The sequence below is a fragment of the Mesorhizobium sp. P2_E6 genome, assembly GCF_056403835.1.
Genome location: NZ_JBFUEQ010000014.1, coordinates 70,792 through 83,975 on the forward strand (window position 1 = coordinate 70,792; position 13,184 = coordinate 83,975).

13 protein-coding genes are annotated in these 13,184 nt (G+C 61.9%); 6 read left to right on the forward strand and 7 right to left on the reverse strand.

The window, feature by feature from the left end; genetic code table 11:
* From AC1D08_RS28450 to AC1D08_RS28475, 6 genes are all read left to right on the forward strand, one after another.
* Positions 1-777 carry a sterol desaturase family protein gene (locus tag AC1D08_RS28450; protein WP_477424580.1) on the forward strand — a complete coding sequence of 259 codons (777 nt, stop codon included), beginning with the start codon at positions 1-3 and terminating at the stop codon, positions 775-777.
* Positions 778-1,141: 364 nt separating this feature from the next.
* Positions 1,142-1,840, forward strand: a complete 699-nt coding sequence (locus AC1D08_RS28455; RefSeq protein WP_457154814.1) for a DUF2161 domain-containing phosphodiesterase — start codon at positions 1,142-1,144, stop codon at positions 1,838-1,840.
* Between the two features lie 56 nt (positions 1,841-1,896).
* Positions 1,897-2,325, forward strand: coding sequence for a DUF930 domain-containing protein (locus AC1D08_RS28460; protein ID WP_457154815.1), 429 nt, complete (start codon positions 1,897-1,899; stop codon positions 2,323-2,325).
* Between the two features lie 187 nt (positions 2,326-2,512).
* A complete protein-coding gene (locus AC1D08_RS28465; RefSeq protein WP_477424582.1) occupies positions 2,513-3,172 on the forward strand; it encodes a TerC family protein in 660 nt (219 codons plus the stop codon).
* 147 nt (positions 3,173-3,319) lie between these two features.
* Positions 3,320-4,633: a 30S ribosomal protein S12 methylthiotransferase RimO gene (rimO, locus tag AC1D08_RS28470; RefSeq protein ID WP_457155165.1), complete on the forward strand. Its 1,314-nt coding sequence runs from the start codon at positions 3,320-3,322 to the stop codon at positions 4,631-4,633.
* Between the two features lie 99 nt (positions 4,634-4,732).
* On the forward strand, positions 4,733-5,839 hold the full coding sequence (locus AC1D08_RS28475) for an acyltransferase family protein (protein WP_477424584.1): 1,107 nt from the start codon (positions 4,733-4,735) through the stop codon (positions 5,837-5,839).
* A gap of 48 nt (positions 5,840-5,887) precedes the next feature.
* Here the strand turns inward: AC1D08_RS28475 and AC1D08_RS28480 are convergent, their stop codons facing one another.
* The 7 genes from AC1D08_RS28480 to AC1D08_RS28510 all read right to left on the reverse strand — a co-directional run bounded on the left by AC1D08_RS28480 (position 5,888) and on the right by AC1D08_RS28510 (position 13,184).
* The gene (locus tag AC1D08_RS28480; protein WP_457153392.1) at positions 5,888-6,955 is read right to left on the reverse strand and encodes a BMP family ABC transporter substrate-binding protein; all 1,068 of its coding nucleotides are present in this window, start codon (positions 6,953-6,955) and stop codon (positions 5,888-5,890) included.
* A gap of 50 nt (positions 6,956-7,005) precedes the next feature.
* Complete coding sequence (locus tag AC1D08_RS28485) at positions 7,006-7,926, reverse strand: ABC transporter permease (RefSeq protein WP_095091569.1); 921 nt, start codon at positions 7,924-7,926, stop codon at positions 7,006-7,008.
* Positions 7,926-9,056 carry an ABC transporter permease gene (locus AC1D08_RS28490; RefSeq protein WP_457153393.1) on the reverse strand — a complete coding sequence of 377 codons (1,131 nt, stop codon included), beginning with the start codon at positions 9,054-9,056 and terminating at the stop codon, positions 7,926-7,928. The genes AC1D08_RS28485 and AC1D08_RS28490 overlap by 1 nt, the downstream gene beginning before the upstream one ends.
* Positions 9,053-10,630, reverse strand: a complete 1,578-nt coding sequence (locus AC1D08_RS28495) for an ABC transporter ATP-binding protein (RefSeq protein ID WP_457153394.1) — start codon at positions 10,628-10,630, stop codon at positions 9,053-9,055. The genes AC1D08_RS28490 and AC1D08_RS28495 overlap by 4 nt, the downstream gene beginning before the upstream one ends.
* Positions 10,631-10,763: 133 nt before the next feature.
* Positions 10,764-11,744, reverse strand: a complete 981-nt coding sequence (locus tag AC1D08_RS28500) for a quinone oxidoreductase family protein (protein ID WP_457153395.1) — start codon at positions 11,742-11,744, stop codon at positions 10,764-10,766.
* A 22-nt stretch (positions 11,745-11,766) separates the two neighbouring features.
* Positions 11,767-12,573 (reverse strand): phosphatidylcholine synthase, encoded by an 807-nt coding sequence (pcsA, locus tag AC1D08_RS28505; RefSeq protein WP_477424586.1) that lies wholly within the window; start codon positions 12,571-12,573, stop codon positions 11,767-11,769.
* Positions 12,570-13,184 carry a DUF1326 domain-containing protein gene (locus tag AC1D08_RS28510; RefSeq protein WP_095091806.1) on the reverse strand — a complete coding sequence of 205 codons (615 nt, stop codon included), beginning with the start codon at positions 13,182-13,184 and terminating at the stop codon, positions 12,570-12,572. Before AC1D08_RS28510 ends, pcsA begins: the two co-directional genes overlap by 4 nt.

Here is a 13,184-nt window from a genome sequence, read left to right on the forward strand (position 1 = left end):
TTGATCTGCGCGCTGATCTTCATTCCGTTCGAACATCTTTTTGCCGAGCGGCCGCAAAAGATCCTCCGCGAGGGCTTTGCCGTCGATGTGATCTACCTGCTGTTCAACAGCTTCATCGTAAAGGCGGCCGTCGTTTTGATGGCCGCCGGTGTCCTCGGGCTCGCTGCCATGCTTGTCCCGCAATCGATAACGCAAGCCGTTGGCAGTCAGCCCGTCTGGCTACAGGTTGCGGAAATCATCCTGATCACCGATCTCGGCGTCTACTGGGCACATCGCGCCTTTCATAAAATCCCTGCGCTTTGGAAGTTCCATGCCATTCATCACGGCATCAAGGAGTTGGACTGGCTCGGTGCTTTCCACTCTCACCCGGTCGACATCATAGTCACGAAGGCAATATCGCTGACGCCGGTCTTTTTCCTCGGGTTCTCGGAAGTCTCGATCGCCATCTTTTCGGTCATCTACTTATGGCACACGATGTTGGTCCATTCGAACATGCGGATTTCGTTAGGCCCTTTGAAGTGGCTGATCGCCAGCCCGCAGTTCCATCGCTGGCATCACGCCAATCAGCGCGAAGCCTATGACAAGAACTTCGCCGGGCAATTGCCCTTCCTCGACGTGATGTTCGGTACCTATAATGCCACCGGCAACAAGGTGCCGGAGAAGTACGGCGTCGATGATCCGGTCCCTTCGACCTACTTTGGTCAGATCGGCTATCCGCTCCAGCCCCGCAAGCAGCTATCTAGTCCGGCAGCACCGACCACTGAAGCGGAAGGCTGACGTCGTAAGGCGGCGTCGCGACAGGTTTGCTTCCCCTTCGCGAGCGCCAGTACGGTTCATTGAAAAAAGAAAACCCCACCGGCAGGGACCAGAGGGGTCATCTTGGGAGGACGCGCGTCACGCTGCGTTCGTCAATCGCGCATTGGTTAATTATCGCGCGATTGCGACACTGATGCGACACAAGTGCATTAGTCGTTTCTAATTTTCCGGACGGCGGCGCCACTTTTTCATGATCATAGGCATCGCGATGCTGGGCTCGCTGGCTTCCATGTCCTCAACGGAGAGCTGTTCGGCAAAGGAGACTGTCTCCTGCTGTGCGCTGGCAGGAAGGCTTTTTGCGCCGAATCGGCTAAGTCTCCTCTGTATGAACGAGACCTCACTTTATGCGCCGGTGAAGCGGTTCCTCGAAGGCCTCGACTTCGTCGTGAAGGGTGAGATCGGTGGCTGCGACATCGTCGCGTTGCGCGACGGAGAGCCGCCCATCGTCGTCATCTGCGAACTGAAGCTGCAGTTCAATCTTGAACTCGTGCTGCAGGGCGTGGACCGCGCGACGTCCTGCGACGAGGTGTGGCTGGCCGCGCGCATGTCGGCCCGCGGCAAGGGACGCGAAAGCGATGCGCGGTTTCGCAATCTCTGCCGCCGGCTTGGCTTCGGCTTGCTTGGCGTGACCGCGAGCGACCGGGTCGAGGTGCTTCTCAGCCCGATCGCCATGGCGCCGCGCAAGAATGCGCACCGGCGCTCTCGCCTGGTCGACGAGCACCAGCGCCGTCGCGGCGATCCCGTTGCGGGAGGAGGATCGCGCAATCCGATCATGACCGCCTATCGCCAAAGCGCGCTTGCCTGCGCCGCCGCCATGGCGGATGGACCCAAGCGTCCGCGTGATCTGACGGCGCTGACGCCGATCGCGCCGAAGATTCTGCGGCACAATGTCTATGGCTGGTTCGCGCGCGTCGACCGCGGCCTCTACGATCTCACGGATGCCGGCCGTGCCTCGTTGGTCCGTTGGCCGCAACCATCGCATGATGAATCTCGACACGCAATTTTGAACGAACCGGCCGTTTGATTGAAGGGTCCTGCAGGCTTCGGGGCCCTCCCCTTGGTTGATTTTTCCGGTAAAATATGATGCTTGTCCCACCCATGAAGAAGCTCTGCATGATGGCCCTGGCGTCCGTGACACTGGGTTTTGCGTCCGTGACACTGGGTTTCCCGGCCAACGCAATGGACAATGCCTTGCGCGCCGGCCTGTTGAAACTCGACCCCCAAACCCGCCTTGAACAGCGTTGCGATGCCGAAGTGCTCGACCGGATCACCCATGACGATCGCAAGTTCAAGGCGGATCGCGTCGTTGCCTACGCCTTCGCGACGCCCGAGATGGGCGCCGATGCGATCAGAAGTCCGGGTGCTGCATTTCGTAGCAAGGGGCAATGGTACCGGTTGAAATTCAAATGCCAGACGGCGCCCGACCATATGGAAGTATTGCAGCTCCGCTATCGGATCGGCGACGAGATTCCGGAAGCCGAGTGGGCAAAGTATAATCTCTACGATTGATTGGCAGTTGGCCGCGGTGGTTCTGCCCGGCTACGGGCGCGTGCGGCCGCTCCCTCAACGCGGCTTCAGTGCAAAGATGGTTTGATCACGTCGCCGTGAGTGATCCCTTGACGCCAAGGGACCACCAAGTTAGGGCCGTCCTGAATAATCGACGAACACTCGGCAAATCAGCAAGGGCTTCCGGTCGATGGACATTTTCAGCGCTGCCAGCCTGACCGCCTTGCTCCAGGTCATCGCCATCGACCTCGTGCTTGCTGGCGACAATGCGATCGTCATCGGCCTTGCTGCCGCCGGCCTGCCGGCCGAACAACGCAAGAAGGCGATCCTCATCGGCGTGCTGGCGGCAACGGTGCTGCGCATCGGTTTTGCCGCGGTTACCATCAAGCTGCTGGCGATCGTCGGCCTGCTGCTGGCCGGCGGCATCTTGCTGCTGTGGGTCTGCTGGAAGATGTACCGCGAGCTGCGCACGTCGCATGCCGATGAGCTGGAAGCGACCGAGGCGCTGTCGAACTCGGATCTCAACAGCGACAAGATGGTGGCCGGCAAGGCCAAGCGCAAGACGCTCGGCCAGGCAGCATTGCAGATCGTCGTCGCTGACGTGTCGATGTCGCTCGACAACGTGCTGGCGGTCGCGGGTGCCGCGCGCGATCATTTTCCGGTGTTGGTCATCGGCCTTGTGCTGTCGATCGCGCTGATGGGGCTCGCCGCGACTTTCATTGCCAAGCTGCTGCATCGCCACCGCTGGATCGCCTATATCGGCCTGCTGATCATTCTCTATGTGGCCTTGGACATGGTCTACCGTGGTGCGGTGGAAGTCTGGCCGCATGTCAACAACGTGGTCAGCTGAGGCGGTTGCCGGCTGCGTCTTCGATCCGGAAGAGCATGGTCGCAAGCGCAGTCGCCGTGCGTTTTGCCGCATCGAAGGCGTGCCCATACCAATGCCGCAATAAGTGTGGTACTGCGCCGGCAATCCTGAAAAGCCCGGAAACCCTATATGTCCGCTCCTCGCGTGAGTTTTGTCAGTCTTGGATGCCCGAAAGCCCTTGTGGATTCGGAACGCATCATCACGCGCCTGCGCGCCGAGGGCTACGAGATCGCACGCAAGCATGACGGCGCAGATCTTGTCGTGGTCAACACCTGCGGCTTTCTCGATTCCGCCCGCGACGAGTCGCTCAACGCCATCGGCTCGGCGCTTTCGGAAAACGGCAGGGTCATCGTCACCGGCTGCCTTGGTGCCGAGCCGCACGTCATTCGCGAGAGGCACCCCAATGTGCTGGCAATCACCGGGCCGCAGGCCTATGAGAGCGTGATGGCCGCCGTTCACGAAGCGGCGCCCCCTTCGCACGATCCCTATATCGACCTGCTGCCGCCGCAAGGCGTCAAGCTGACCCCGCGCCACTACGCCTATCTCAAGATTTCCGAAGGCTGCAACAACCGCTGCACCTTCTGCATCATCCCGGCGCTGCGTGGCGACCTCGTCTCGCGGCCCGCGGCTGACGTGCTGCGCGAGGCCGAGAAACTGGCCAGGGCCGGCGTCAAGGAGATCCTCGTCATCTCGCAGGACACCAGCGCCTACGGCATCGACATCAAGTACCAGACCAGCATGTTCGGCGACCGCGAAGTGCGGGCGAAATTCCTCGATCTTTCCGAGGAGCTGGGCAAGCTCGGCATCTGGGTGCGCATGCACTACGTCTACCCCTACCCGCACGTCGCCGATGTCATCCCGCTGATGGCCGACGGGAAGATCCTTCCCTATCTCGACATCCCGTTCCAGCATGCTTCGCCGCAGGTGCTGAAGAACATGCGCCGGCCCGCCCATGGCGAAAAGACGCTCGAGCGCATCCGCGGCTGGCGCGAGGTCTGCCCGGATCTCGCCATCCGCTCGACCTTCATCGTCGGCTTTCCCGGCGAAACGGACGACGATTTCGAAATGCTGCTCGACTGGCTCGACGAGGCCAAGATCGACCGCGCCGGCTGCTTCAAATACGAGCCGGTCCGGGGCGCCCGCTCCAACGACCTCGGTCTCGAACAGGTCCCGCAAGAGATCAAGGAAGCGCGCTGGCATCGCTTCATGCAGCGCCAGCAGAAGATCTCGGCGACACAGCTGGCCAAGAAGGTCGGCAAGCGCCTGCCGGTGCTGATCGACGAAGCGCACGGCACATCGGCAAAGGGCCGCACCAAATACGACGCGCCCGAGATCGACGGCTCGGTGCATATCCAGTCGCGCCGTCCGCTGCGCGCCGGCGACATCGTCACTGTCAAGATCGACCGCGCCGATGCCTATGACCTCTACGGTTCGGCGGTCTGACGCTGCCGTATTTACTACACCTGGCGATAGTTCAGCTCGCTTAACCCGTTCAGCCGCGATCCGCAGTATGGTTTCCAGACCGTAAATGCGGAAATTCGGATGGACGTCAGACCTGCCAGCCAGGATCACATCGCGACGCTGGACCTGCTCAGGCTGACGGCGGCGCTGGCGGTCGTGCTCTTCCACTATTTCTTTCGCGGCGCGGCCGCTGAAGGCTTCCTTGGCGAGGGGTATCCACGTGCAGCACCGTTCGCCATCCATGGCTATCTCGGCGTCAATCTGTTCTTTCTGATCAGCGGTTTTGTCATTGCCTGGTCGGCGGAAAACCGCCGCTGGGACCAGTTCGCGATCGCACGTTTCGTTCGCCTCTATCCGGGTTTCCTGCTCTGTATGACCATCACTTTCGCGATTGTCGTGCTTGCCGGCACAACGCTGCTTCCTGCCTCCTTCGCCCAGTATGCCGCCAATCTGACGATGTTCGCGCCAGCCTTCGGCCAGCCTTTCGTGGATGGCGTCTACTGGTCGATCGTTCTTGAACTGGTTTTCTACGGTTGGGTGACCCTGGCCCTGTTCACCGGGCTGTTCCAGAGACACAAGCTGGAATTGATCTTCATCTGGCTGGCGATCTCGGCCTTGAACGAATTCTTCCTCGGCAGCGGCGCGGCAAGGGTGCTGTTCATCACCGAGTTCGCGCCGTTCTTCGCCGCCGGCGTGCTGGTCCACCACCTCCACGCACATGGCCGTTCCCTGCCGGCCTTGCTGCTGCTCGCGGCATCGTTCCTGATCTCATGCGGCACACTGTCCGTGACCCAGCACTGGATGCAGGATCACTATGGCATCGCCGTTTCGTCGGCCAATCTCGTTGTCGCCAATGTCGTCATGCACGCGGCCTTGATCGGCGCGGTCCTGTTGCGTCATAGCGTGCGGTCATCGGCGCTCACCCTGGCGCTGGGTGGGCTGACCTATCCGCTCTATCTCCTGCACCAGAACATCGGTTATCTCGTCATCAACGCCGCGGCTCCCCTGGTCGGCAAATGGTTCGCAGCCTTTGGCTGCACCGCACTGATGCTCATCGTTTCCTGGGCGATCTGGCGCATCTGCGAACGACCGGCGCAGCGGCTGCTCAGGATTTGGCTGGGCCGCGCGGTCGATGTCGGCTTGGCGAGGTTTCGTCGTGCCCAGGTCGCAACGGAACCCGCCGAATGAAAAAGGGCGCCCTGCGGCGCCCCTTTCCTTTTTGGAATCTCGCGCCGCTTACTGCGGCAGCTTGTCGTCAACGCCCTTCACATAGAAATTCATGCCGAGCAGCGTGCCGTCGTCGGCGACCTCGCCATCCTTCAGCCACGGCGTGCCGTCCTGCTTGGCGATCGGTCCGGTGAAGGGGTTCCAGCCGCCGGCGATCTTCTTCTCGGTGGCTTCGGCCATCGCCTTCACGTCGTCGGGCATGTTGGTGAAGGGGGCGAGCTTGACCGCGCCGTCCTTGATGCCGAGCCAGACATTGTCAGGCTTCCAGGTGCCGTCGAGGGCCGCCTGGACCCGGCTGATGTAGTACGGACCCCATTCGTCGGTGAGCGAGGTCAGCTGCGCGTTCGGCGCGAACTTGATCATGTCGGAGGACTGGCCGAAGCCGTGCAGCTTGCGCTCCTCGGCCACCTGCAGGGCAGCGGTCGAATCGGTGTGCTGGACGACGATGTCGGCGCCTTGGTCGAACAGCGCCTTGGCGGCGTCGGCTTCCTTGCCCGGATCGAACCACGAGTTCACCCAGACGATCTTGGCCTTGAAGTTCGGGTTGATCGACTGTGCGCCGAGCATGAAGGAATTGATGCCCATCACCACTTCGGGGATCGGGAAGGAAACGATGTAGCCGGCAACGCCGGCCTTCGATTCCTTGGCGGCGATCTGGCCGAGCACATAGCGGCCTTCATAGAAACGCGCATTGTAGATGCCGAGATTGTCACCGGTCTTGTAGCCGGTTGCGTGCTCGAACATCACCTTGGGGAATTTCTTGGCGACCTTCACTTCCGGGTCCATGAAGCCGAAGGAGGTGCCGAAGATGATCTTGCAGCCTTCGCGCGCCAGCCGCTCGAACGCACGGTCGGCATCGGGGCCTTCGGAGACGTTTTCGAGATAAGCGGTTTCGACCTTGTCGCCGAGCGCCTTCTCCACCTCGAGACGGCCCTGGTCGTGCTGGTAGGAATAGCCGAAATCACCGATCGGGCCGGTGTAGACCCAGCAAGCCTTCAATTTGTCGGCTGCCTCTGCGGACGCCGCCAGCGAAACTGCCGCTGTCGTGGTCATCAGGGCAATAAGCAGTTTTTTCATTGTGTTACCTCTCTGTGTTAAGCCTTGGAGCTTCCCGTTTGTTATTATTGTCAACGATCCGGAACGAATGGCTGCCCCAAGGAAGCCGGCGTGTTCATCATCGTCAGACGCTTGTTGCGCGAGATTAGAACGAGAACCACGACGGTTGCCAGATAGGGTAGCGAAGAAAGGAACTGTGACGGCACTGGAATGCCAAAAGCCTGTGCATGAAGCTGGCCGATCCACACCGCGCCGAAGATGTAGGCGCCGGCCAGCACCCGCCATGGCCTCCACGAGGCGAACACCACCAGCGCCAGCGCGATCCAGCCGCGGCCGGCGGTCATGTTCTCGACCCATTGCGGCGTATAGACCAACGACAGATGGCCGCCGGCCAGACCGGCACAGGCGCCGCCGAAGATCACCGCGAGATAACGATAGCGGATGACCTGGATGCCCAGGGCATGGGCCGACGTGTGGCTGTCGCCGATCGAGCGCAGCGTCAGTCCGGTACGGGTCTTGAACAGGAACCACATGACGGCCGCGGTCAGCGCGATCGAGATGTAGAAGATAGGATCCTGCCCGAACAGCAATCTGCCGACGACGGGGATCGAGGTCAGCCCGGGGATGTCGAGGTTGGGCAGCCGTTCGCCTGGCTGGCCGACAAAGCTCGTCCCCATCATGCCGGACAGGCCGAGGCCGAGCAGCGTCAGCGACAGGCCCGTCGCCACCTGGTTGGTGGCCAGCGACAGGGTCATGACGGCAAACAGCAGCGAGAACACCGCGCCCATGGCGATAGCCGCCAACAAACCGATCCAGGGTGATCCGGTGAGATAGCTGGCGCCGAAGCCACCGACGGCGCCCATGATCATCATGCCCTCGACGCCGAGATTGAGCACGCCGGAGCGCTCGACCACCAGTTCGCCGATCGCAGCGATAAGCAACGGAGTTGCCGCCGTGGCGATGGTCAGAAGGATGTTTATGGTGATGTCCATCAACGGGCTTCCTTCAACTTTGGCGCGGCTTCGAGTTTTGCAGCGCTTTCCGGTTTGGTCAGCGCCAGGCCGATCAGGCGAATGCGGTAGTGAATGAGCGTGTCGCAGCCGAGCACGAAGAACAGCAGCATGCCCTGGAACACCCGCGCCACCTTGTCGGAGATGCCGAGCGCGCTTTGCACGGCTTCACCGCCGAGATAGGTCAGCGCCAGCACCAGACCGGCGGCGACGATGCCGAGTGGATTAAGGCGGCCAAGGAACGCCACGATGATGGCGGTGAAGCCGTAGCCGGGCGAAATGACAGGCTGCAGCTGGCCGATGGCGCCCGAGACTTCCGAGATGCCGGCAAGGCCCGCCAGGGCACCCGACAGCAGGAAGGCGAAGAACACCATGCGGTTGAGGCCGAAGCCGGCGAAGCGCCCTGCCCGCGGGCTTGACCCCAGCACGCGCACTTCAAAACCCTTCAGCATGCGGCTCATCAGGATCCAGACCAGCACCGCGGCGACCAGCGCGAAGACAAATCCCCAGTTTGCCCGTCCGGCATCCGGCATCAGCTCCGGCAGCACGGCGGAGTCGTTGAACTGAATGGTCTGCGGGAACCCATGGCCCTGCGGGTCGCGCCACGGTCCTCGCACCAGCCAGTCGAGGAAGAGCTGGGCGACATAGACCAGCATTAGGCTGGTCAGGATCTCGTTGGTGCCGAAGCGCGTCTTGAGCAGAGCCGGGATCGCCGCATATGCGGCACCGCCGACCATGCCGAGCAGCAGCATCAGCGGCAGCACCAGCGGGCTTTCGAACTGCGGAAACAGCACCGGAATGATCGAGCCGACAATGCCGCCCAGGATGAACTGGCCTTCGGCGCCGATGTTCCAGATGTTGGCCTTGTAGCAGACCGACAGGCCGACAGCGATCAGGATGAGCGGCGCCGCCTTGATCGCCAGTTCATGCAGCTGCCAGACCTGGCTGACCGGCTCGATGAAATAGATCCGGAAAGCGGTCAACGGGTTGACGCCAAGCAATGCGAACATGATGGCGCCGGCGATGATCGTCAGCGCAAAGGCGATGAATGGCGACAGGGCCGAGAACAGCGCGGAGCGCTGTGGGCGTTTGACGAGTTCGAGGCGCATCATGCCGTCTCCAGCGTATGTTCGGCGTGGCCGGGCTCGGCGCCGCCCATCAGCAAGCCAACCTTCTCGAAGGTCGCCTCGGCGATCGGCAACGGCTTGGACAGTTCGCCATTGTGCATGACCGCGATCGCATCCGATATCTCGAACAGCTCATCGAGATCCTGGCTGATCACCAGCACCGCCGACCCGCTGCGCGACAGTTCGATCAACGCCTGGCGGATGTGGGCAGCGGCACCCGCGTCGACACCCCAGGTCGGCTGGTTGACCACCATGACGCTCGGCCGGCGGTCGAGTTCACGGCCGACGATGAATTTCTGCAAATTGCCGCCCGAAAGTGCCGCGGCTTCCGGATCCGGCGCGCTCTTGCGCACGTCCATTGCCACGATGATGCGTTGGGCGGCGGTGTAGATGGCAGCGCTCTTGACCATTCCGCCGGCGCCGACAAACGCCTTGCCGTCGGTGGCATGGCGCGACAGCAGCAGGTTCTCGGAAAGCTTCATGCGCGGCGCGGCCCCGTGGCCGAGGCGCTCTTCCGGCACGAAGGCAGCGCCCAGCAACCGACGTCCGGTGATGGTGAGGCCACCCGCGTCCTTGCCACGGATGCGCACGGAAGCGGCATCCTGCTGCAACACCTCGCCGGAGACGGATTCGAAGAATTCGCCCTGGCCGTTGCCGGCGACACCGGCAATGCCGATCACCTCGCCGGCGCGGACGTTCAGGTTGATGCCCTTGAGCGGTATCGAGAACGGCGTTGCCGGCTTGCGGGTGAGGTTGCGGATCTCGAGCAGCGGCTGCGCCTTGTCGATCCCCTCGACCGGCGCACGCACCACGGCCTGCACTTCGTTGCCGACCATCATGCGGGCCAGCGACGAGGCCGTTTCCTCACGCGGATTGCAGTGGCCGACCACCTTGCCATGCCGCAACACGGTGGCGCGGTCGCAGATGCGTTTGACCTCTTCAAGCCGGTGCGAGATGTAGAGGATGGATTTGCCTTCCGAGCGCAGACGCTCCAGCGTCTCGAACAGCTTGTCGGCCTCCTGCGGCGTCAACACCGAGGTCGGCTCGTCCAGGATGATGAGCTGCGGCGTCTGCAGAAGGCAGCGGATGATCTCGATGCGCTGGCGTTCGCCGACCGACAGGTCGCCGACCAGCGATTCCGGATCGAGCGGCAGGCCGTAGCTGTAGGAAAGCGCCCTCGCCTTCGCCGCGATGCTGCTGATCGGCGAACCGTCATCGAGCGACAGCGCGATGTTCTCGGCGGCGGTCAGCGCCTCGAACAGCGAGAAGTGCTGGAACACCATGCCGATGCCGAGCTTTTTCGCCGCGCCCGGGCTGGAAATCCTGACCGCCTGGCCGTTCCAGAAAATCTCGCCGGAGTTGGGCTCCAGCGAACCGAACAGCATCTTGACCAGCGTCGACTTTCCGGCGCCGTTTTCGCCGAGCAAGGCGTGGATTTCACCCTTGGCGATGTCGAGATCGATATGATCGCACGCCGTCAGGGTGCCGAATATCTTGGTAAGACCACGGACCTCGAGCAGGTTCGTGCCGTCCTGATTTGCACTCACAGTGCCTCCCATCTGGTTAGCCAGATATGTTCTGTGTTCCCGCAAGCATGGTAGGCGCGGCCGGCTCTCATCGGAAAGCGGCACGCGTCTTGAAAGAGCTTCAAGAATTTCAGCGGAAATTCAAGGGATAGCAAGGCAGAAGGGACTAAGGGATGAGAATGGTGGTCCCTGTTGTCCTGCGGCCCTCGAGGTCGGAATGCGCCTTGCCGGCGTCCTTGAGCGCATAGCGCTGGTTGATCTTGATCTCCACGGCGCCGCTGAGCACGACCTCGAACAGGGCGGCGGCGGAGGCCTCGAGGTCCTCGCGTTTCGCATTGTAGACGAACAAGGTCGGCCTTGTGGCGAACAGCGAGCCCTTCTGGGCCAGCAATGACATGCTGAATGGCGGGATTGATCCCGAGGACTGGCCGAAGCTGACGAACATGCCGAGCGGATTGAGGCAATCGAGCGACGCCGGAAACGTGTCGTTGCCGACCGAATCGTAGACGACGTCGCATTTCCCGCCACCGGTGATGGCGGCGACGCCGGCAACGAAATCCTGCTCCTTGTAGTTGATGACGTGATCGAAGCCGTGCGCCTTGGCGAGCTCGATCTTGTCGGCTGAGCTGGCCGTGCCGATGACGGTCGCGCCGAGATATCTAGCCCACTGCCCGAGGATCAGCCCGACGCCGCCGGCCGCGGCATGAAACAGGATCGTGTCGCCTGCCTTCACCTTGAAGGTGCGCCGCAGCAGATACTCGGCGGTCATGCCTTTAAGCATCATCGCCGCCGCCTGTTCGTCGCTGATGCCGTCCGGCACCTTGACCACTTGGCTGGCCGCGATGACACGTTGCTCGGCGTAGGCGCCGCCGACATTCGTCGCATAGGCAATGCGGTCGCCCGGCTTCAGCCAGTCGACGTCCTGGCCGACTTCTAGCACCACGCCTGCAGCCTCGCTGCCCGGAACCAGTGGAAATCCGCCAGGCGGCGGATAAAGGCCGGTGCGGTGATAGACATCGATGAAATTGAGGCCGATCGCCGTATGCCGGATCAGGATCTGCCCCGATCCCGGACGGCCGGGATCGGTGTCCTCATAGGTCAGGACTTCCGGGCCACCATTGGCGTGGATGCGGATCGCTTTGGACATGGGCGGAACTTCCTTGGGCTGATCAGACTTTTTTGGCACCGAGATTTGGAAAGAACTGCATGACGCCGCCGATGCAGGCAAGGTAGAGTCCGGTAATTGAGATGCCGATCTTGGTGAAGGTGCTGACCTGCTCGCCCAGCACGCCGATCTGATCGTAGAAGGCAGCGAGTGCCGCCTGCGCCAGCGCCAGTGCACCGAAAGCGCACCACAAAAGCGTCATCGCGAGGTTGATGCGCCGCAGCCGCACCACCCGCACCGGGTGGATGAAATTGATCGGCACGAAAGTCAGAATGCCGGCCACCACCACCACCGCGAACGAAACCCATTGTCCCGGCTCGATGACGAACAGCGTGAACACCACCATGTTCCAGACCACGGGGAATCCCTTGAAGAAATTCTCCTTCGTCTTCATGCCGGTGTCGGCGTAGTAGATGGCACTGGAGACGACGATGATCGCCGCCGACAGAAAAGACAGTCCCTCGCCCATGAAGCCGCGCTGGTAAAGCGCGAAGGCCGGGATCAGGACATAGGTCACGTAGTCGATGATGTTGTCGAGCATTTCGCCCGACCAGGTCGGCAGGATCTCCTTGACCTCGAGCTTTCTGGCGATCGGCCCGTCGATGCCGTCGACAAACAAGGCCAGCCCCAGCCACCAGAACATCGCGGTCCAGCGCTCTTCGCTCGCGGCCACCAGCGACAGGAAGGCCAGGAATGAGCCCGAGGCGGTCAGCAGATGGACGGAGAACGCCCTCGCCTGCGGCCAGGTGACTTTCTTCTTCGGTCGCGGAATCCGGTCCCTGATCTTCTTGGCCGTTGTGTTCTTGCTCACGGGCCCCGCCAATCCAGCTTGCAGATTTCGGCCGACCGGCCGGCGAAATTCCAGTTTCGGCCGAAAGCCCGCATCTTGCTCTTGTCGGACCTGGCAACGATGATCTCAGGCGCGATCCAGTATTCCGAATTGCTGATCACCGTATCCTTGTCTCGGTCCTTGCCGGGGATCGGCGTTACCGCCCCGTCGATGATCTTCGGTATCTGGAAGATGCGTGTCCTGTCACGCGTCTCATAGGTGATCGGCACTTGTTCGACACCGAGGAATTTGCCGACAAGGATGGAAAGCAACGAGGTGGTCCCGCCCGCCTTGCCAGTGAAAATCTTGGTCAGCGCCTTGACCGCATAGACCGATGCGCGCTTGTCGATGAACAGGCCGGCGGTCCAGTTGCCGCGGCTCATATAGCCGGGGATTTCCATGATCAATCCGAGATTGAGCCCCGACAGGTCGACCTCGCCGAAATGGCCGGCGTCGATGCGGAAGCCGGCCCAGGTCTGGCAATAGCCTTCGGTCGGCGGATGACTGCCGAGCGACAGCACGCAGGGGCAAAAAACCGTGCAATTGCAGGAGAGTACGAGCTCTCCCTTCATCGCCCAGCTCTGGTCTGACAT